This window comes from Azospirillum sp. A26 (genome assembly GCF_042604635.1).
GTDB classification, from domain to species: domain Bacteria; phylum Pseudomonadota; class Alphaproteobacteria; order Azospirillales; family Azospirillaceae; genus Azospirillum; species Azospirillum palustre.
The window spans coordinates 974,752-994,006 of the sequence record NZ_CP170472.1 but is presented as its reverse complement, the minus strand read 5'-3'; the positions used below and the strand labels follow the sequence as shown (position 1 = coordinate 994,006).

At 66.6% G+C, this 19,255-nt stretch carries 18 protein-coding genes and 3 tRNA genes; 9 read left to right on the top strand and 12 right to left on the bottom strand.

The window, feature by feature from the left end:
- The first annotated feature begins 72 nt into the window (after positions 1–72).
- The 3 genes from ABNQ39_RS05205 (at position 73) to ABNQ39_RS05195 (ending at position 666) form a co-directional block, all read left to right on the top strand.
- A tRNA-Pro gene (locus tag ABNQ39_RS05205) sits at positions 73–150 on the top strand.
- 75 nt (positions 151–225) lie between these two features.
- The gene (locus ABNQ39_RS05200; RefSeq protein WP_376959351.1) at positions 226–522 is read left to right on the top strand and encodes an ETC complex I subunit; all 297 of its coding nucleotides are present in this window, start codon (positions 226–228) and stop codon (positions 520–522) included.
- A gap of 67 nt (positions 523–589) precedes the next feature.
- A tRNA-Arg gene (locus tag ABNQ39_RS05195) sits at positions 590–666 on the top strand.
- Between the two features lie 76 nt (positions 667–742).
- On the opposite strand, the gene ABNQ39_RS05190 is transcribed toward ABNQ39_RS05195, so the two are convergent.
- The 5 genes from ABNQ39_RS05190 to ABNQ39_RS05170 all read right to left on the bottom strand — a co-directional run bounded on the left by ABNQ39_RS05190 (position 743) and on the right by ABNQ39_RS05170 (position 7,744).
- Positions 743–2,434: a methyl-accepting chemotaxis protein gene (locus ABNQ39_RS05190; RefSeq protein WP_376959350.1), complete on the bottom strand. Its 1,692-nt coding sequence runs from the start codon at positions 2,432–2,434 to the stop codon at positions 743–745.
- 208 nt (positions 2,435–2,642) lie between these two features.
- A tRNA-Lys gene (locus tag ABNQ39_RS05185) sits at positions 2,643–2,718 on the bottom strand.
- Between the two features lie 141 nt (positions 2,719–2,859).
- A complete protein-coding gene (gene coaD / locus ABNQ39_RS05180) occupies positions 2,860–3,423 on the bottom strand; it encodes a pantetheine-phosphate adenylyltransferase (protein WP_109050033.1) in 564 nt (187 codons plus the stop codon).
- Between the two features lie 23 nt (positions 3,424–3,446).
- A complete protein-coding gene (gene gyrA / locus ABNQ39_RS05175) occupies positions 3,447–6,248 on the bottom strand; it encodes a DNA gyrase subunit A (RefSeq protein ID WP_376959349.1) in 2,802 nt (933 codons plus the stop codon).
- Positions 6,249–6,385: 137 nt separating this feature from the next.
- Complete coding sequence (locus ABNQ39_RS05170) at positions 6,386–7,744, bottom strand: MATE family efflux transporter (RefSeq protein WP_376959348.1); 1,359 nt, start codon at positions 7,742–7,744, stop codon at positions 6,386–6,388.
- A 304-nt stretch (positions 7,745–8,048) separates the two neighbouring features.
- Between ABNQ39_RS05170 and ABNQ39_RS05165 the strand changes: the two genes are divergently transcribed.
- Both ABNQ39_RS05165 and ABNQ39_RS05160 read left to right on the top strand, forming a co-directional pair.
- On the top strand, positions 8,049–8,234 hold the full coding sequence (locus ABNQ39_RS05165; RefSeq protein ID WP_376959347.1) for an entericidin A/B family lipoprotein: 186 nt from the start codon (positions 8,049–8,051) through the stop codon (positions 8,232–8,234).
- Positions 8,235–8,286: 52 nt separating this feature from the next.
- A complete protein-coding gene (locus ABNQ39_RS05160; RefSeq protein WP_045582231.1) occupies positions 8,287–8,475 on the top strand; it encodes a hypothetical protein in 189 nt (62 codons plus the stop codon).
- A 69-nt stretch (positions 8,476–8,544) separates the two neighbouring features.
- Here the strand turns inward: ABNQ39_RS05160 and ABNQ39_RS05155 are convergent, their stop codons facing one another.
- The gene (locus ABNQ39_RS05155) at positions 8,545–10,530 is read right to left on the bottom strand and encodes a lytic transglycosylase domain-containing protein (RefSeq protein ID WP_376959346.1); all 1,986 of its coding nucleotides are present in this window, start codon (positions 10,528–10,530) and stop codon (positions 8,545–8,547) included.
- 36 nt (positions 10,531–10,566) lie between these two features.
- Between ABNQ39_RS05155 and dapA the strand changes: the two genes are divergently transcribed.
- Genes dapA through ABNQ39_RS05140 form a run of 3 tightly spaced genes read left to right on the top strand, consistent with a single transcriptional unit; the run spans position 10,567 to position 12,973 of the window.
- Positions 10,567–11,442, top strand: coding sequence for a 4-hydroxy-tetrahydrodipicolinate synthase (gene dapA, locus ABNQ39_RS05150; RefSeq protein WP_376959345.1), 876 nt, complete (start codon positions 10,567–10,569; stop codon positions 11,440–11,442).
- 30 nt (positions 11,443–11,472) lie between these two features.
- Positions 11,473–11,946: an SsrA-binding protein SmpB gene (smpB, locus tag ABNQ39_RS05145; RefSeq protein WP_098739782.1), complete on the top strand. Its 474-nt coding sequence runs from the start codon at positions 11,473–11,475 to the stop codon at positions 11,944–11,946.
- Positions 11,947–11,950: 4 nt separating this feature from the next.
- A complete protein-coding gene (locus tag ABNQ39_RS05140) occupies positions 11,951–12,973 on the top strand; it encodes a methyltransferase (RefSeq protein WP_376959344.1) in 1,023 nt (340 codons plus the stop codon).
- A 59-nt stretch (positions 12,974–13,032) separates the two neighbouring features.
- On the opposite strand, the gene ABNQ39_RS05135 is transcribed toward ABNQ39_RS05140, so the two are convergent.
- A complete protein-coding gene (locus ABNQ39_RS05135) occupies positions 13,033–14,016 on the bottom strand; it encodes an aldo/keto reductase (protein ID WP_376959343.1) in 984 nt (327 codons plus the stop codon).
- 95 nt (positions 14,017–14,111) lie between these two features.
- Between ABNQ39_RS05135 and ABNQ39_RS05130 the strand changes: the two genes are divergently transcribed.
- Entirely contained in the window at positions 14,112–14,762 is a 651-nt protein-coding gene (locus tag ABNQ39_RS05130; protein ID WP_376959342.1) for a TetR/AcrR family transcriptional regulator, read from the top strand.
- On the opposite strand, the gene ABNQ39_RS05125 is transcribed toward ABNQ39_RS05130, so the two are convergent.
- The 5 genes from ABNQ39_RS05125 to ABNQ39_RS05105 form a co-directional block, all read right to left on the bottom strand.
- On the bottom strand, positions 14,734–15,594 hold the full coding sequence (locus ABNQ39_RS05125) for a helix-turn-helix domain-containing protein (protein ID WP_376959341.1): 861 nt from the start codon (positions 15,592–15,594) through the stop codon (positions 14,734–14,736). The genes ABNQ39_RS05130 and ABNQ39_RS05125 overlap by 29 nt on opposite strands.
- A gap of 51 nt (positions 15,595–15,645) precedes the next feature.
- Positions 15,646–16,203 (bottom strand): YbhB/YbcL family Raf kinase inhibitor-like protein, encoded by a 558-nt coding sequence (locus ABNQ39_RS05120; protein ID WP_376959340.1) that lies wholly within the window; start codon positions 16,201–16,203, stop codon positions 15,646–15,648.
- 90 nt (positions 16,204–16,293) lie between these two features.
- On the bottom strand, positions 16,294–17,298 hold the full coding sequence (hemB, locus tag ABNQ39_RS05115) for a porphobilinogen synthase (RefSeq protein ID WP_376959339.1): 1,005 nt from the start codon (positions 17,296–17,298) through the stop codon (positions 16,294–16,296).
- A gap of 116 nt (positions 17,299–17,414) precedes the next feature.
- Positions 17,415–18,341, bottom strand: coding sequence for a metallophosphoesterase family protein (locus ABNQ39_RS05110; RefSeq protein ID WP_376959338.1), 927 nt, complete (start codon positions 18,339–18,341; stop codon positions 17,415–17,417).
- A 7-nt stretch (positions 18,342–18,348) separates the two neighbouring features.
- Positions 18,349–19,254 carry a diacylglycerol/lipid kinase family protein gene (locus tag ABNQ39_RS05105; RefSeq protein ID WP_376959337.1) on the bottom strand — a complete coding sequence of 302 codons (906 nt, stop codon included), beginning with the start codon at positions 19,252–19,254 and terminating at the stop codon, positions 18,349–18,351.
- Between the last annotated feature and the right edge of the window lies 1 nt (position 19,255).

Sequence of the window (19,255 nt, the reverse complement as noted above, 5' to 3'; positions counted from 1 at the left end):
GGAAAAGACCGCGAAAGCGGTGCCCGTCCGCTTGCCGTGGGCGTGGCGTTCGTGTATCTCACAACGCGGCGACGGGGCGTAGCGCAGTCTGGTCAGCGCGCCAGTTTTGGGTACTGGAGGCCCCCGGTTCGAATCCGGGCGCCCCGACCATCGCCAGAGGACAAATCCGCGTCCAAGCCATGGAGCCAGGACGCAACGGCAGGCATTTGGGGAGATGAGCGAGCCATGAACGTCCGGATCTATCAGCCGAGCAAGACGGCCATGCAATCCGGCCGGGCCAAGACTCACCGTTGGATGCTGGATTACGAGATCGAGACGCCGCGCCGTCCGGAACCGCTGATGGGCTGGACCAGCTCCGGCGACACGCTGAACCAGGTGCGCCTGTCCTTCGAGACCAAGGAAGAGGCCATTGCCTTCGCGGAGCGCGAGGGCTGGAGCTATACCGTGCAGGAGGCGCCGGTCCGCCGCGTCCGTCCGCGCAACTACGCCGACAACTTCCGCACCGACCGCCCGCGCTTCTGATAGCCTTTGCGACAGCCGGCGTCGGCCCGAGTCGCGGCCGGCATTCGGAGAGAAGAAACCGGGATAAGGCCCCATAGCTCAGTTGGATAGAGCAGCCGCCTTCTAAGCGGCAGGTCGCTGGTTCGAATCCAGCTGGGGTCGCCATCTCGGCAGTCCGTTGCAGACAAACAAAAAGCCCCGCTTCGGCGGGGCTTTTTGTTTGCGGTCGGCAAGCTGGCGATCAGGCCGCCTTGATGTCGCCCAGGAAGGTTTCGACGTCCCGGCGCATCAATTCGGCCTGCCGGGACAATTCGCCGGCGGCTGTCAGCACCTGACCGGCGGCATTGCCGGCCTCGCCCGCCGCCTGCGTCACCTGAACGATGCTGCCAGTCACCTCCTGCGTCCCGGCCGCGGCCTGCTGGACGTTGCGGGAGATCTCGTTGGTCGCGGCACTCTGCTCCTCGATGGCGGCGGCGATGGCGGTGGTGATGTCGTTGATGCTGCCGATGGTGCCGCCGATGCCGGTGATCGCCGTCACCACACCCTGCGTCGTCTGCTGGATGGCGCCGATCTGGCTGGCGATCTCCTCCGTCGCCTTTGCGGTCTGGCCGGCAAGGCTCTTCACCTCGCTGGCGACCACGGCGAAGCCCTTGCCGGCCTCACCGGCGCGTGCCGCCTCGATGGTGGCGTTCAGCGCCAGCAGGTTGGTCTGGCTGGCGATGTCGGTGATCAGTCCAACGACCTCGCCAATCTTCTGCGCAGCTTCGGCGAGGCTGCGGACCGCGTCGCTGGTTTGGCTGGCCTCGTTCACCGCCTTGCCGGCGATGTCGGCGGAGCGGGCGATCTGGGTGCCGATCTCGCGGATCGAACTGGCCATCTCTTCGGTGGCGGTGGCGACGGTCTGGACGTTGGCGCTGGTCTGCTCGGCGGCCGACGCCACGACGGTGGCCTGGGTGCTGGTCTGCTGCGCCATCGCCGACATGCTGTGCGCGGTGGCGTCCAGCTCCGACGCGGCGGCCGCCACGGTGCGCAGGGCGGTGGTCGACGAATTCTCGAAACCGGTGAGCAACCGCTCGATGGCTTGGGCACGACGCGTCTTGGCCTGCTGCTCGGCGGCTTCGACGGCGGCGAGGCGGTCGGCCTCGATCATGTTGTCCTTGAACACCTGGACCGCGCGGGCCATGGAGCCCAATTCGTCCTGGCGTGCCGTTCCGGGGATCTCGGTGCTCATCTCCCGGTTCGCCAACCGGCCCATGGTGCCGGTCAGCGTGTGGAGCGGCTTCACGACCGCGGTGAGGATCAGCAGGGCAGCACCGACGCCGGCCATCGCCGCCACGAGGATTGCAGCGATGATCCAGTTGCGGGAGACGACGTAGATCTTGGCGCCGTTGTCCGCCGCCTTCACCCCCTCGACCCGGTTGAAGTTCACCAGCTCTTCCAGAATCGCCACGGCAGTGCGGAATTCCTGCCGCGAGTCGCCGATAAACAGTCCGGAGATCGCAACCGTGTCGTTCTTGCGCGCAAGAGGGCGCAACCTGTCCCGACTGATGGCAAAATACCGATTGAACGAATCGACAAGCTTTCGATAGGTCTCGGTTTCCCAGCCCGGTGTCAGCATGCTCTCATACACGGAGCGCTTTTGTTCGATGGAGCGGATGATTTTTTCCAGGCTTTCCTCTTCCTTGCGGATTTCGGACTCGTCCTGTACCGCAATCAAGGCGCCTTCGCCGGTCCGGTAGGAATAGAAGGTCGAATAGAGATCGGAAACAGCGACGACCGATGGCAGCCAATTGTCGCGAATCTCCGCCGCTTCGTCATTCACAGATGACATGCGATTGATCGCGAACAGTCCAAGCAGCGCGGTGCCGATCAAGAGCACCAAGAAGGCCGCAATCACCTTCGTCCGAACAGATGCGTTCACCAACCGATTCATGGCTGAACCCTTTAATCTCTAATCATTATGAGTCTTAATAGAATCACAAAGAGATTAAACTAGGGCTTACCCTTATCGACCTCGTTTCATGGCTTGCAAAGGGAGATGCCGGAAGGGAGGGCGGACTTTGTCGATGCAGGGTCCGAAAAGCCACGCTTGTGTGGCTTGAAAGAAATCGTTGATAGCGGTCGGTGCAAATTTGAAAGGATGGTGATCCGGGTGGGATTCGAACCCACGGCCACATGATTAAAAGTCACGTGCTCTACCGACTGAGCTACCGGATCATCCAGCGCGGCGGTGGGAAACTGGCCCCCGCCGGAAGTGGGCGCACCATAGAAAGACGCGCCGCAAAGGTCAACCATGGGCTTGATGGCGGATGCAGGATTTTGCTTCGAATCCGCCCATCAAACCCATGGTGTCGACAATCAGGTCTGGCTGGTCGTCGGGACAGTGCCGTTGCCGGCCTCCAGCGCGAAGCGTTCGGCCAGCCGCTCGGCGACACGGGCCGAGACGAAATGACGGATGTCGCCGCCCAGGCGCCCGATCTCCTTGACGAAGCGCGAGGAGATGAACTGGTGCTTCTCCGACGACATCAGGAAGATCGTCTCGACCTTCGGGTTCAGACGGGCATTCATGCCCGCCATCTGGAATTCATATTCGAAGTCTGAGACGGCGCGCAGGCCGCGGATGATGACACGGGCGTTCATCTCGATGGCGAAATGCATCAGCAGATTGTCGAACGCCCGCACTTCGATGCTGGCCCCGCCGGCATTCAGCGCGGCCACATCCTCGCGAACCATGGCGACCCGCTCGTCCGTGGAGTAGAGCGGCCCTTTGCCGGCATTCCGGGCGACGCCGATGATCAGGTGGTCGACCTGTCGGGCGGCGCGCTGAATGATGTCCATGTGACCGTTGGTGATCGGATCGAAGGTGCCTGGATAGACACCGATTCGACGACCCTTGCTGGTCTCGGTCTGGCTGGTCGCCATGGGTTCCCCTTTAGGCCCGTCCGTTATTCGTTCGGCCCGGCGGTGCCGCCGGCATCGCCGACCGACCCGACCGAACCGTTGGCGTCACCGCCGTCCTCGACTCCCGTCTCCCCGAGGCCATTCTCACCCACGCCATTCTCGCCCTCTTCCTCGGCGATCGTGGCGACGGACACCACGCGTTCGTCCGCCCCCACGCGGAACAGAGTGACGCCCAGCGTCTTGCGGCCTGCCACCCGCACATCGTGCAGCGGCATGCGGATGACCTGGCCGCCGTTGGTGACCATCATCACCTGATGGTTCGATTCGACCGGGAAGGCGGCGACGATGGAGCCGTTACGCTCGCCCATCTCCATGTTCCAGATGCCCTGGCCCCCGCGTCCGGCGGTGCGATACTCGTAGGACGAGCTGCGCTTGCCATAGCCGCGGTCGGAGACGGTGAGAATATACTGTTCCTTCTGTTTCAAATCCTCGTACCGCTCCTGCGACAGGGTGACGCTGTCGGTCGGCACTTCATCGGCTTCCGGAGCGGCCTCGCCCTCCATCTCCAGCCCTTCGTCGCGCTTCATCTTGAAGAAGGCGGCGCGTTCCTCGGGCGTGGCGTCGACATGGGCCAGGATCGACAGCGACACCACCTCGTCCCCGTCGGCCAGCTTGATGCCGCGCACGCCGGTGGAGGTGCGGCCGGCGAAGACGCGCACGTCGTCGACCGGGAAGCGGATGCACTTGCCGCCGCGGGTCGCCAGCAGGATGTCGTCGGTTTCCGAGCAGGTGTGGACGCCGATCAGCCGCTCGCCTTCCTCCTCCAGCTTCATGGCGATCAAGCCGTTGGAGCGGATGTTGGCGAAGTCGGACATGCGGTTGCGGCGCACGTTGCCCTTCGACGTGGCGAAGACGACGTGCAGATCGGACCAGGCGGCCTCGTCCTCCGGCAACGGCAGGACGGTGGTGATGGTCTCCCCGTCGATCAGCGGCAGCAGGTTGACGAAGGCCTTGCCGCGCGCCTGCGGGTTGCCCAGCGGCAGCCGGTAGACCTTCAGCTTGTAGACCATGCCGCGGTTCGAGAAAAGCAGCAGCGGCGTGTGGGTGTTGGCGACGAACAGGTCGCTGACCGCATCCTCCGCCTTCATCGACATGCCGGAGCGGCCCTTGCCGCCGCGCTTCTGCGCACGGTAGGTCGACAGCGGCACCCGCTTCACATAGCCGGACTGGCTGACGGTGACGACCATGTCCTCGCGCTGGATCAGGTCCTCAATGTCAGCTTCGAACTCCAGATCCTGGATCTCGGTGCGGCGCGGGGTACCGAACCGCTCCTTCATCTCCACCAGCTCGTCGCGCAGGATCCCCATCAGCTTCGGCCGGTTGGCGAGCGTGGCGAGGAAATCGGCGATCTGGTCGGTGACGTCGGTCAGCTCGGCGCCGATCTTGTCGCGCTCCAGCCCGGTCAGGCGGTGCAGGCGCAGGTCGAGAATGGCGCGGGCCTGGACTTCCGAGAGCCGGTAGGTGCCCTGTTCACTGACGCCGCGGCCCGGCTCATCGATCAGTTCGATCAGCGGGCCGACGTCATGGACCGGCCACTCGCGGTTCATCATCTCCTCGCGCGCCCAGACCGGGTCGGGAGCGCTGCGGATCAGCTCGATCATCGCATCCAGGTTGGCGACGGCGACTGCCAGACCGACCAAGGTGTGCGCCCGCTCGCGCGCCTTGCCCAGCAGGAACTCGGTCCGGCGGGTGATGACCTGCTCGCGGAAGCGGACGAAGGCGGTGATGATCTGAAGCAGATGCATCAGCTCCGGGCGGCCGCCGTTCAGCGCCAGCATGTTGACGCCGAAGGAGGTCTGGAGCTGGGTGTGGCGGAACAGCTGCGCCAGCACCACGTCGGGAACCGCGTCGCGCTTCAGCTCGACCACCACGCGCACGCCGTCGCGGTCGGATTCGTCGCGCAGGTCGGCGATGCCCTCGATGATCTTGTCGTTCACGACCTCGCCGATGCGTTCCATCAGCTTGGCCTTGTTGACCTGATAGGGGATCTCGGTCGCGACGATGGCGGTGCGGTCCTTGCGCACCTCCTCGAAATGGGTCTTGGCGCGCAGGATGATCGAGCCGCGCCCGGTCTGCAAAGCCGCCCGGCTGCCCGAGCGGCCGAGGATCAGGCCGCCCGTCGGGAAATCGGGGCCGGGCACATGCTCCATCAACTCTTCGAGCGTGACGTCGGGATTGTCGATGTAGGCGCAGCAGGCGTCGATCACCTCGCCCAGATTGTGGGTCGGGATGTTGGTCGCCATGCCGACGGCGATGCCGCCGGCGCCGTTCACCAGCAGGTTCGGGAAGCGGGCCGGGACGACGGTGGGCTCGCGGCCCGAATCGTCGTAGCTGGCCTGGAAGTCGATGGTGTCCTTGTCGATGTCGTCCAGCAGCGCTTCCGCGGACTTGGCCAGACGCGCCTCAGTGTAGCGCATCGCCGCCGGCGGATCGCCATCCATCGATCCGAAATTGCCCTGGCCGTCGATCAGCGGCAGGCGCATCGAGAAGTCCTGCGCCATGCGGACCATGGCGTCGTAGATCGCGCTGTCGCCGTGCGGGTGGTATTTACCCATCACGTCGCCGACGATGCGCGCCGACTTCTTATAGGGCTTGGTCGAGTCGTACCCGCCCTCCTTCATCGCGTAGAGGATGCGCCGGTGCACCGGCTTCAGCCCGTCGCGGACGTCGGGCAGGGCGCGGCTCACGATCACGCTCATCGCGTAGTCGAGATACGATTTCCGCATCTCGTCTTCGATGTTGATCGGCGCGATGTCGGAGGCGGGAGGAAGGGGCGTATTGCTCAAGCAGGACACTCATTCTTCGTATGCGCCGCCGCTTGACGAATCCGCGGCAGTCACTGGCCTTGCGGGCCGAAGGTTTTGCCCAGGAAATATAGCAACTCTCGCAATTGCACACAACGATTCGGGGCTGAAAAGCCGGCTCAGCGCCGGCTCAGATACGCGAATCGGAGCGAGAGGATGGTGACCGATACCAGACTGGCGATCAGGATTCCCTCGAACAGCCCGTGGGCACCGTGGCCGAGACCGAAGACCAGGAAGGCCGACACCGGAATCATCACCACCGCGTAGGAGAAGAAGTGCAGCGCCGTCGGGATCCAGGCGTCGTGCCGGCCGCGCAGCGCGTTCGCCATCACCGTCTGGCCGCCGTCGGCGATCAGGATCCAGGCAGTGAAGGCGATCAGCGGCACCACCGCCTCCAGCAGCTGCGGATCGTTGGAGTAGATGGCGCCCAACGCGTCGGGCATGCTGCGATAGAGGATGCCGACGCAGGCCAGGATGGCGCTGGTGACGCCGAGGCCGGTCCAGCCGGCCAGCGCCATGTCGCTGCGGTCGCCGCGGCCATAGGCGACGCCGACCCGAACCGCGGTGGCCGAGGCAAGACCGACCGCGGCCATGAAGGGCAGGGCGGTCAGGTTCAGCCCGACCGTGTAGGCCCCCAGCGCCAGCGGGGAGATCATGCCGGCGAACAGGCCGAGCCCACCGAAAGCTCCGCTCTCCACCCCGATGCTGAGCCCGGCGGCATAGCCGAGGTGACGCTGGCGCGCGGCGCCGCTCCACCAGTCGGACACCGGCCGGCGGACCTGCCAGCGGTCATGGTCGCGCATCCACCAGACATAGGCGACGAGCCCCAGCCCCATGGCCCAGCGCACCACGGTGGTCGCCCAGGCGGAGCCGACCGCGCCCAGCGGCTCCAGCCCGACATGGCCCCACACCAGCGCCCAGGCCAGCGCCGCATTGACGATGTTGCCGATCACCATGGCGACCATGCCCGGCCATGGGCGCTTGACGCCCTCCAGGAAGAAGCCGGTGGTGATGTAGAGCATCATGCCCGGCGCGCCGAGACCCAGCACCGCCAGCACATGGGCGCCGCCGGCGGACATCTCCGCGGTCTGGCCGCCGGCCTGGAAGAGCGGAACGCCGAGCAGCGAGACCAGGGCGAACAGCACCCCCAGCAGCAGCGCATAGGGGACCGACCGCCGCCACGCCCGTCCGCAATCCGCATCGTTGCCGGCGCCGAAGGCGTGGGCGGTGATCATCACAGTGCCCATCAGCAGCCCGACCCCGGTGCCCACCATGATGTTGCCGGGCAGATGGGCCAGCCCGTAATAGGCCAACTCCTGGGCGGAGAAACGGCCGACGATGGCGGTATCGACCGCCATCATCACCATCAGGCCGGCGCGGGAGACGATGACCGGCGCCGCCAACCGCAGCAGTTCGCCGATGTGGGCGGCAAGACGCGCGCGCAACGGCTCCGGGGCGGGCAGGGTGGCGGTGCTCATGACGAAACCTGTGGTGGAAGAGGGTGGTGTCGCGGCCTGCGCCGTGCCGCCGGACCGTAAGGCTTGACCGGAAAGCGGGCAGACTGCGCAAAAGCTGGTCATCTTGCCCGGTGGGCGTACCGCGTCAAGGTTTTCAGGCGCCTCGAAAGGACCGTTGCATCCACTGCATGGCGGAAAGGTCGGGTGCGGAACCAAGCCGCTGTCATTCCGTTGTCAGAAACAGAGACAAACGACGCCCCGGCCATCGCCCAATCGCAATCGCTGATTTCCTTCTCCCAGCCCCACCCCAGACCGGAGAGACACCATGCAGCACGCCAAGAACCGCCGGCAGCGCGCCACCGCCCGCGCCATCCCGTTCCCTGCGCGCGAGATGGTGATCCTGACCTTTCTTATGGCACTGGCGGTCATGCTGACCGGCTGCAACACGGTCGAGGGGGCCGGGCAGGACGTCCAGGCCGGAGGCCGGGCGATTGAACGGACGGTCGACTGACGCGTTATCCCAGGGCCATCCCCAGGGCTCACCCTTGCGAAGGAGTTCCCGTATGAGCGAACCGCAAAAGCCGTCCACCCCCGGCGAGATTCCGCCGCCGTCCAATCCGAACCCGCCGCAGCCCGACCGGCCGACGACGCCCGATCCCTATCCGGTGCCCGAGAACCCCGGCATCCTGCCGGAAGTCCCTCCGCCGGCCGACGAGCCGATGCCGGGCATGCCCAACCCGACGACGGCGTGACGGCGTCGGTGTATTGTAAAGGACCGGGGGAGGGGGCTTTGTCGCCGCTCCCTCCCCAACGCCAACTGCTTACCGCCGCAGATCCTTGTCCAGGTTCGGATCGGCTCGGTCGCCGTTGAGGCGGGCGCGATAGACCTGCACCGCCTCCAGCACGCGCTGGACATAGTTGCGGGTTTCGGAGATCGGGATCAGTTCGATCCAGTCAACCACGTCGATGGTCTCCGTGCGGGGATCGCCATAGGTCTGCAGCCACTGGCGCACGCGGTTTGGACCGGCGTTGTAGCCGGCGATCGCCAGCACCCACGACCCATTGAAGCGGTCGATCAGTTCGGCCAGATAGGCCGAGCCCAGCGTGACGTTGTAGCCGGGGTCGGCGGTCAGCCGCGCATTCGTGTGCTTCAGCCCCAGCTTCCCCGCCACCAGCTGCGCCGTCGTCGGCATCAGTTGCATCAGCCCGCGCGCACCGGCGGACGAGACGATGGTGGGGTTGAAGGTGCTTTCCTGCCGGATGATGCCGTGGATCAGCGCCAGTTCCGGTGCGGCCGGGCGGGCATCGATCATCGGATAGCCAGCCTCGACCAGGAACACCTCGTTCTGGGCGGCGTCCTTGGCTGCAGCCACGGCCAGATCGCGGCGACCGACGTCGCTGGCCAGCCGGGCGGTGAGCACGTAATCGGCAGGCGTCTTGGCATCCAGGCTCAGGCGGCGGACAAACCCGGTCACCTGATCGGACGCAGTGCCGCCGATCTCCGCCAGCAGGCGGGCGACACGAACCACCTCGCGCCTGTTGAAGGCGGCGGCCTCGGCGCTCGACACGGTCGGCGGCGTCGGAAGGGTCACTGCCCCCCCGGAGACATGGCGGAAGGCCAGCTGGCCGTAGAAGGTGGTGGGGTAGGTCGCCGCCTTGGCGTACCAGTCGCGCGCCGGTCCGATCTGGCCCAGCGCCTCCGCGGCACGGCCGCACCAGTATGCGCCGCGCGCTTTGCTGATCGGCGCGGTGACGGAGCGGTAGAGCTTGTGGAAGTGGGTGAAGGCTTCCGACGGCTTGTCGAGGAAGCGGAGCGCCAGGAAGCCCGACAGGAACTCCGCATCGGCGAAGGAACTGCCCTCGCTCATTCCGTTGGCGCTGACCAGCCGGTAGGCGAGGTTGTAGTCGCCGCGCTCCATTGCCCGGCGGGCCAGCAGGTGCCGTTCCGACCACCAGGATTGCGGACGGCCCATGTCGGTGCCGGCCTGGGCGATGATTTCCAGAGCGCCGGCATCGTCGCCCTTGCGCCGCAGATAGCGGGCGCGGTCGTACATCAGGCCGGGATCGGTCAGCAGGCTGGGCGGCACACGCGACAGGGTCGCCTCGGCGCCCGTGCTGTCGCCGTCCAGCGCGATACGCGCCTGGATCAGTGCGTCATAGGCCTCGTCGAAGAAGGGCAGCATCCGGCGGACCGGAGCCTCCTGCTTGGCCCAGAGCAGCCGGTCGATGCGCGCCTTGTGATCCTGCTGACGCAGATAGGGCGTGTAATGGGAGAGGAAGGTGGCCTCCTCGTCCGCCGTGAAGGTGGCGTCGGCCCATTGCTTGCGGATCAGCGTGGTCGCACGCTCCACGCTGCCGGTCGCGATCAGCGCGTCGGCATAGCGGACGAAGCCGTCGCTTGTCTGCGGCGGGCTCTGACGGAACCACTCCACCACGTCGGCCGGCGGGATGTCGGGCATCGCCATTTCCGCCTGACGGCGCAGCGCCGCCATGTTCGGCCAGTCCGGATTTTCGCGGATGAAGGCGGCGATGTCGGTGAAGCTGCCGCCGCCCGGGTTGGCGAGCGCGATCCAGCGCAGAACCTTCGCCGGTAACGGGTCCTGCGCATTCGACGCCGAGGCCAGCGCTTCCGAAAGACGCTCGTCATTGGCGAGCCTGAAGGCCTCGCGGTAGATCGCGATGTCCTGCGGGCTCAGCGCCGCGGCGGGAAGGGCGCCGGGAAGCGCCGCGAAAAGGGTGAGGAGACCCGCGAAAACAGAGGTCCGGGCGCTCTTGCCGAGGGCGGCGGGGAGGGATAATGTGCGCAACTCTTTTTTCCAGCTAAGCCGACTGAGGAGGCAGCCATGTTCCACGGTTCCATCGTCGCCCTTCTGACTCCGTTCAAGGGCGGGAAAGTGGACGAGAAGGCCTTCCAGTCCTTCGTGGAGTGGCAGGTCGCGCAGGGCACGCACGGTCTTGTGCCCTGCGGCACCACCGGCGAGTCGCCGACCCTGTCCCATGAAGAACACAACCGCGTCGTGGAGCTGTGCATCGAGGCGGCCGGCGGCAAGGTTCCGGTGATGGCCGGAGCCGGTTCCAACTCGACCGACGAAGCCATCGCCCTGACCCGCCATGCCAAGCAGGCCGGCGCGCAGGCGGCGCTCGTGGTCACGCCCTACTACAACAAGCCGTCTCAAGAGGGTCTGTACCAGCATTTCAAGGCGATCCATGACGCGGCGGATTTGCCGATCTTCATTTACAACATTCCGGGCCGCAGTGTCGTGGATATGTCTGTGTCGACGATGGCGCGACTTGCAAAGCTGCCCAACATCGTCGGCGTGAAGGACGCGACCGCCGATCTGTCCCGCCCGTCCCGCCTGCTGCAGGAGGTCGGCCCCGACTTCATCCAGCTGTCGGGCGAGGATGCCACGGCTCTGGCCTTCAACGCGCAGGGCGGCGTCGGCTGCATCTCCGTCACCGCGAACATCGCGCCGGCCCTGTGCTCCGCCATGCAGACCGCCTGGGCCAAGGGCGACCTGAAGGAGGCCTTCCGCCTGCGCGACGTGCTGTCGCCGGTCCACGACTCGATGTTCGTCGAAACCAGCCCGGCGCCGGTGAAGTTCGCCGCCAGCCTGCTCGGCCTCGGCAGCGACGAGGTGCGCCTGCCGCTGGTTCCGGCGACGGAAGCCGCCCGTACCGCCGTGCGTGGAGCCATGACCAAAGCCGGCCTGTTGTCCTGAGCGATGGAACGGGCCGTATAGGAGAGAGACTTGGCGACGCGCGAGGAAGCTAAAAAATACGCGGCGCAGAACCGCCGCGCGCGGTTCGACTTCTTCATCGATGATGTCCTCGAAGCCGGGATCATGCTGACCGGGTCGGAGGTGAAGTCGTTGCGCGGCGGTCGCGCCAGTGTGAACGAGGCTTATGCCGGTCTGAAGAGCGGGGAGCTGTACCTGTTCAACGCGTACATCCCCGAATATCTCCAGGCCGGCCGCATCGATCAGCATGAGCCGAAGCGGCCGCGCAAGCTGCTGGTCCGCCGCCGCGAGTTGGACAAGCTCGCGGCCGGGATCAAGCAGAAGGGCGTCACGCTGGTGCCGATGTCGGTCTATTTCAACGACCGTGGCTATGCCAAGGTCGAGATCGGCCTTGCCACCGGCAAGAAGAAGCACGACAAGCGCCAGAGTGAGAAGGACCGCAGTTGGCAGCGCGATAAGGCGCGGCTGATGCGCGACAAGGGTTAATTCTTTGGCACGTCTCGACAATCGGGCCACGGACCGCGACTCCACCGTCGCCGCCGTGGCCGCCGAAGCTCTGTCCGAAATCCGGCCGCAGGGCCGGATTCTCGTCGCCTTCGACAGCGATGGCGCCATTGCCGACGCACTCCGCGATGGCGGTGCGGACGTGGTGGTGTGGAACCGTCTCGCCACAGGCGGGCAGGCTGCCACCCCCTGGCCGGCGGAGGGGCCGTTCGACGGCGCCGTGCTGCGCCTGCCGCGCGGCTGGGCCGGGTTCGAGATGGCGCTGCATGCGCTCGCCTCCCGCCTTGCTCCCGGCGCCCCGCTGTGGATCGCCGGCGGCAACGACGAAGGCGTGACCAGTGCCGCGAAGCATCTGGACGGGCTGGCGGAAGAACCGGAAACGCTGATCATCAAGCGGCGCGCCCGGCTGCTGCTGACCCGGCGCAGCGATGCACCGGCCAAGGGGGCGCTGGAGGATTGGCGGCAGACCGTCACCCTCGCTCTGCCCGACCGGACGCTGGAGCTGGTGTCCTATCCGGGCCTGTTCGCCCACGGCCATCTGGATGCCGGCACCGAATGCCTGCTGAAGGTGCTGCCGGAGGTGGCGGCCGGCACCCGCGTGCTGGATTTCGGCTGCGGCGCCGGGGTGATCGCACGGGCCGTGCGTGAGCGCCAGCCCGAAGCGCCGCTGACCCTGCTGGACATCGACGCGGTGGCCCTGCACGCCGCCCGCCAGAATGTGCCTGACGCCGAACTGGTGCTGAGCGACGGTTTGGCCGGCCTGGGCACCCGCGAGCGTTTCGGCCTGATCCTGTCCAACCCGCCGCTCCACCGCGGCAAGGACGAGGATTTCGGCATGCTCGACGCGCTGGTGGCGGGGACGAAGCAGTATCTGAAACTGCGCGGCACGCTGGTGGCGGTGACGCAACGGACCGCCGGGGTCGGCAAGCTGTTCAAAACGGCGTTCGGCCACAGCGACATGCTGATGGAAACCACGCAGTTCCAGGTCTGGTCGGGAACGCCGAAGTAGGACATGCAGGACATGGGAGGCGGCAGGCCATGCCGCCTCCCGTCTTCCGTCATCGCACCTTACACATTCACCCCGCGCATTCCCTCGGCGGTGTAGCGGTCGCCCGCCGCCGCCCCCGGTGGCAGCGCGTCGCTCAGCGCTTTGGCCTCCGCATCGGTCAGCGTCACCGCTGCGGCGCCGACATTCTCCTCCAGATACTTGATCCGCTTGGTGCCCGGGATCGGCAGAATGTCCGGCCCCTGGGCCAGCAGCCAGGCCAGCGCCACCTGTCCCGGCGTGCAGCCCTTCTGCACCGCCAGCGCCTTGACCTGTTCGACCAAGGCCAGATTGCGGTCGAAATTGTCCCCGGCAAAGCGCGGTGCCACGCGGCGGAAGTCGTTCTCGGCGAACTGGTCCGGACTGCTGACCGCCCCCGTCAGCATGCCGCGGCCGAGCGGTGCGTAGGCGACCAGAGAGATGCCGAGGTCGCGGCAGGTCGGCAGCACCGCAGCCTCCACGTCGCGGGTCCACAGAGAATATTCGCTCTGCACCGCGGCGATGGGATGGACGGCGTGGGCACGGCGCAGGGTGGCCGCGGACACCTCCGACAGGCCGAGCGCACGGACCTTGCCCGCCTTAACCAGATCGGCCATGGCGCCGACCGTCTCTTCCACGGGGATGTCCGGGTTGATGCGGTGGGCGTAATAGAGGTCGATGGTCTCCACCCCGAGCCGTTTCAGCGAAGCATTGCAGGCCTGGGCCACATAGGCCGGGCTGGTATCGACCCGGCGGGCATACTCGCCGGGCTGGCGGACGATGCCGAACTTGGTGGCAATCGTCACCCGGTCGCGCCTGCCGGCCAGGAAACGGGCAAGCAGCGTTTCATTGTGTCCACTGCCATACATGTCGGCAGTGTCGTAGTGGGTGACGCCAAGCTCCAACGCCCGTTCCAGCGTGGTGAGCGACTGGGCATCGTCGGTCGGGCCATAGAACTCCGACATGCCCATGCAGCCGAGGCCGATTTCAGATACCGAGAGAATGCCACCGATGTTGCGCTGTTTCATCGCTTTACCCCTCCCGTGCCGCGGCCGGGCGGATTACCCTGAGAGCCTGCGGCAACAACTACACTACACTGTGCAGTGTACTTTGAGGGTGGGGAATGTCAACGTCTCAGGCGGGGGGTGCCGCGCGCGGTTCGGTCAAGCGGGATGCGGTGGTGGAGGCGGCGACGCGCGCCTTCCTGACGCACGGCTACGAGGCCTCATCGATGGACGCCATCGCCGCAGACGCCAACGTGTCGAAGCGCACCGTCTATAACCATTTCCCCGGCAAGCGGGAGCTGTTCCAGGCCGTTGTGTCGGAACTCTATGAAGGGTTCCGCAGCGAGGACGGACAGAGCCTGCTGCGCCACGACCAACCACCGGAGCAGGCCCTGCCGGCATTCCTGCGATCCCTGCTGGTCCATACCGGCCGGCCGGAGGTCCGCGGCCTCCTGCGTCTGGTGATCGCCGAGCACCAGCGCTTTCCCGAACTGTCGCAGGACTATCTGGAGGGCGGCAAAAGCCAGGCCTATGCGTTGCTGGACGACTACATCGCCGCCCAGCATGCCCGCGGCCGGCTGAATGCGCCGGACCCGCATGTGGTGGCGACCCAGCTGCTGGGCGGCATGAAGGAGGTTCTGTTCTGGCCGACCATGTTGGGCCTGCCGGTCACCGCCGACCCGGAGAAGGTGATCGCCGACTCGGTCGCGGCCCTGATCCGCGCCTACGGTGCCGCGCCGGTCAGCGTCCCCGCAGATTCGACGGGTTGACGCCCATCGCTTCCCGGATGCGGCGGGCGAAGTGGGAGCGGTTGGCATAACCGCAGGCCTCCGCTGCCTCCTGCACGCTCAGCCCTTCGCTTTCCAGCAGGTCGCGGGCGTGGGCGACCCGTTCTTCCGTCAGGATGCTGCGGACCGAGCACCCTTCATCGCTCAAGCGGCGGCGCAGCGTGCCGGTGCTGAGGTTGAGCGCCCCGGCCACGCGCTCCGCGGTCCAGGGAATGTCGGGCTGGGTGCGCAGCAATTGGCGCACCGCGTCGGCGGTCCCGGTCGGCGCCACCGGTCCCAGCCACCAGACACCATCCTCCAGCAAGGCCAGCAGCACCTCCATGCAGCGATGTTCCGCCAGCTTGGACGGGAGCGGAGGGTCGGCGGTGAGACCGGCGGCGGCGTGGTGAATGGCATCGGTCAGGGACGGCGTCAGGGTGACATGCCAGTCGCCGGGCCGGGCGCGCTGCGTCAGCCCGTCCGTGCCGTGGGCGCGCAGAAGCCGCCGCACCATCTCCGCCGGGAACTCCAGCACCAGCGCACGGTAACGTCCGCCGGCACTGGGATCGTTCAACACAGCCCCGGACCAGCCCGGCGGCAGCAGCATGGCGCTGCCGGCCGGGAAGCGGCGGGTCGTGCCGGATTGGTCGGTCAGCTCCTTGGTGCCTTCCAGCACCGCGATCAGGGCGGTGCGCTCGATCTGCACCTCGGCTAGACGCTCACGGTCATGGGCGACGAAGGCCCACAGTTCCGGCCGGTGCGGCCGGTCACCGCCGCCGGGACGCAGGTCGCGGGCGGCAAAGCGGGACAGGCGGGCGAGCAGATCGGAACCCATGGCGTTCATCCTTCGGCCTCGGCCGATCCTAAGGCTGGTCGGCTCGGGCGATCAACGGCCGTAACGGGCCGTCAGCGTCGCCTTGCCCAAGCTGGCGGCGTTCAGGTTGAAGCCGACCATGGCGCCCGATGCGTCTGCGGGCAGGGGCAGGCTGTCGACCTTCAGCGCATGGACTGTGACGACATACCGGTGCGGCTTGTCGCCCTGTGGCGGGCAGGGACCGCCATAGCCGGCGGTGCCGAAATCGGTGCGGCTCTGCACGGCACCGGCGGGCAGGGTCGGCTTGGCCGCATCGCCGGCACCGGCGGGCAGGCCGCGGCTGTCGGGCGGCAGGTTGAACACCACCCAATGCCACCAGCCGCTGCCGGTCGGCGCATCCGGATCGTAGATGGTGACGGCGAGGCTGCGCGTGCCGGCGGGCGGCGTAGTCCAGCTCAGGGCTGGCGATTGGTTGCCGCCGGTACAGCCGAAGCCGACGAAGACATTGCGCCCAGGGATCGGCGACGTGTCGGTGAAATCGGGGCTGTGCAGTTCGAACGCCGCAACGGGCGAGGCGGCCAGCAGCAGGGCGGTCAGCAGAGCCGTGCGGACGGGAAATTCGGCGGTCATCGGGCATCTCCGTTGTTCGGGATGACCTGACGATAAAGGGCCGCGGATCGCTCCGCGGCCCCGAACGGCTCAAAGACGGTCCCGAACTGCTCAGCCCTGCTTGAGCAGCCTCGCCGCATCCACCGCGCCATAGGTCAGGATGGCGTCGCAGCCGGCCCGCTTGAAGCCCATCAGCGTTTCCAGCAGAGCCTTGTCGTAGTTCAGCCAGCCATTGCCCGACGCGGCGCGCAGCATCGCGTATTCGCCCGACACATGGTAGGCGAAGGTCGGGACCGCGAACTGGTCCTTCACCCGCCGGATGACGTCGAGATAGGGCAGGCCCGGCTTCACCATCACCATGTCCGCCCCCTCCTGCAGGTCGCAGGCGACCTCGCGCAGGGCCTCGTCGGTGTTGGCGGGGTCCATCTGGTAGGTGGTCTTGTCTCCCTTCAGGAAGCCGCCGGAATTCACCGCGTCGCGGAACGGGCCGTAGAAGGCGGAGGCGTATTTGGCGGCGTAGGAGCAGACACGGGTCAGCTGATACCCCTCGGCATCCAGCGTGTCGCGGATGGCGCCGATGCGGCCGTCCATCATGTCGGACGGAGCGACGATGTCGACGCCGGCCTCCGCCTGCGACAGGGCCTGCCGGATCAGGACCTCGACCGTCTCGTCATTCTGGATGTAGCCGTCGCGCAGGAGGCCGTCATGCCCATGGATCGTATAGGGGTCGAGGGCCACGTCGCCGAGGATGCCGATATCGGGGGCGGCGGCCTTCACCGCACGGATGGCGCGGTTCATCAGATTCTCGGGATTGTAGGATTCCGCCGCATCTTCCGACTTGCCCTCGGAGCCGACGACCGGAAACAGCGCGATGCAGGGAATGCCCAGCGCGCCGGCTTCCATGACCGCCTCGCACAGCAGGTCGATGGTCATGCGCTCCACGCCGGGCATCGAGGCGACGGGCTCCCGCCGATTCTGGCCTTCGATCACGAAGACCGGCCAGATCAGGTCGTCGGCGGTCAGCGTGTTCTCGGCGACCAGACGGCGGGTCCAGGCATCGGCGCGGTTGCGGCGCAGACGGGTGCGCGGGAAGGCGGCGGGCAGGGTGATCGGCATCGGGAGAACCATGCACTTAGAACGAGTGCGGCGATCCTACGCCTTCCGTCATCGTGAACTCAAGCCGCGGGGGCCGTTCCAGTGCTTAGGGACCGGGCATGAGCCTTGCGCAGGTCTCATGCCCCGCCATGGGCCTCCCCGCTTGCATGTCGGACAACCGACTCCCATCGCGTGGCCATCGGGTCGGCTGCGGTGGAGGCGTCGGAGCCGACCGGCCGGAAGCCGGTGTCCTGTGCCTGCAGGACCCAGCGGCTGCCGTCCTTGCGGTAACTGGACACCAATCCGCCGGTAAAGGCCGCACCCTCCCACGACCGCACCTCGAACGTCACAGTGGGGTGGGCGACGGTGATCAGGTTATAGGCGTTCGCCTCGTTCCGCAGGCGGGTCGAGGTGGCGGTGGAGGCCTGGGCGACCAGGATGGACCGGGCGACCTGGGTGTGGAAGCTCATGATGTCGCCGGAATAGGCCTTGTGCAGATGCCCGGCCAGCAGCAGGTCGACGCCGCAGCTTTCCAACGCCGGCAGCGCCAGCTTGTGGCGGCCGACCAGCTGGGTCTTGGGCAGGTCGGGCGGCGGCAGGAAGGGATGGTGGGTGAACAGCACCTTGAATACTCTGTCCGGCATTCCGCAGAAGACCTCGCGGACCCGCGCGATCTGCCGCTTGTTCATCCGCCCTTCGGAAAAATCCATGATCACGGGGCGGGCGGTGTTGATGCCCAGCACCGCGATCTCGTCATCGATGTGCAGCGGGCTGAAGTCGCTGGTGATGTAGCGCCGGTAATGGCCGAACGGGTCGGTGAAGCGCTTGAACACATTGTAAACCGGGATGTCATGATTCCCCGGTACGGCCATGTAGGGAAACGGTAATTTTTGCAGGAAGGCACGCGCTTCCTCAAAGTGGCGCACCTTGGCCCGCTGGACGAAATCGCCTGAGATGACGATCAGGTCGGGAGCCTGCGCCGTCAGGTCAGCCAGCAGGCCATCGACCACGCGCGGGTCTATCCGTCCGAAATGCAGGTCGGAGATGTGAGCGAGCCGTTTCACGCCATCTTCATCCTTTCTCTCGGCCGGGCGCCAGAACCTTCAGGGCACCGGGGAGAATCCGATAATGCAGCGGGGCGTGCAGTTTCCGGATCTCGCCATCGTTGACCATCTTCAGGTGGTGCCTGCGGCTGTGGACCGTCAGGTTGGTCACCGCATAGGTTTCCAGCCCTTCGTCCTGCTTCCACGAACCGGCAACCAGACGTCCCATCAACCGCAACATTGCGAAGGCGTTCCGTTCGCGGGCCACATAAACCCCGAGTTTCCCGGCATCGAGCGCCTGACGAGAGAGAACGAGCCCGAACCCGTCGTCATAGACGTTGTTTGAAACCACCAGAATCGGCGTGCGCATCCGCCGCGGACCCTCGCCCCAGTCCAGCCGCACGTCCAGCATCGGCAGCCGGTACAACGTTTTCGCCAAGGCCACGGCGGCGCCGGGCCATTTCAGCAGCCGGTGCTGCTTGCGCTGGCGTTCGCGTTCCTGAACCACCTGCGGATAGAAGCCGAGAACCGAACTGTTGGTGTAGGGCTCCCCATTCACCTCGGCGATGTCGATGGCGCGGATCCGGCCCGCCGCCAGTGCCTCCGCGGCATCCTCCAGTTCCAGCGGAACATGAAGATCACGGGCTAACAGATTGAGAGTCCCTAGAGGAATCACGCCCAGCGTCTTGCCCTTCGGGAGCGCCAGCTTCACCGCGCTGTGCAGCGTGCCGTCGCCGCCGCCGACCACAACGGCCTCGGCATCGGAGTCCAGCACCCGTTGGATCGTGTCGGTGCATTGTGCGCCGTCGACGGTGTGGAGGTCCACGGTCGCGCCATGCCGTTCGAATGCTGTGCGGATCGCCGTCTCGGCGCGGTCGATGGGCCGATCGACCAGGGAACCCGCCTGCCGGTTCAGGACGATTCCGATCTTCATG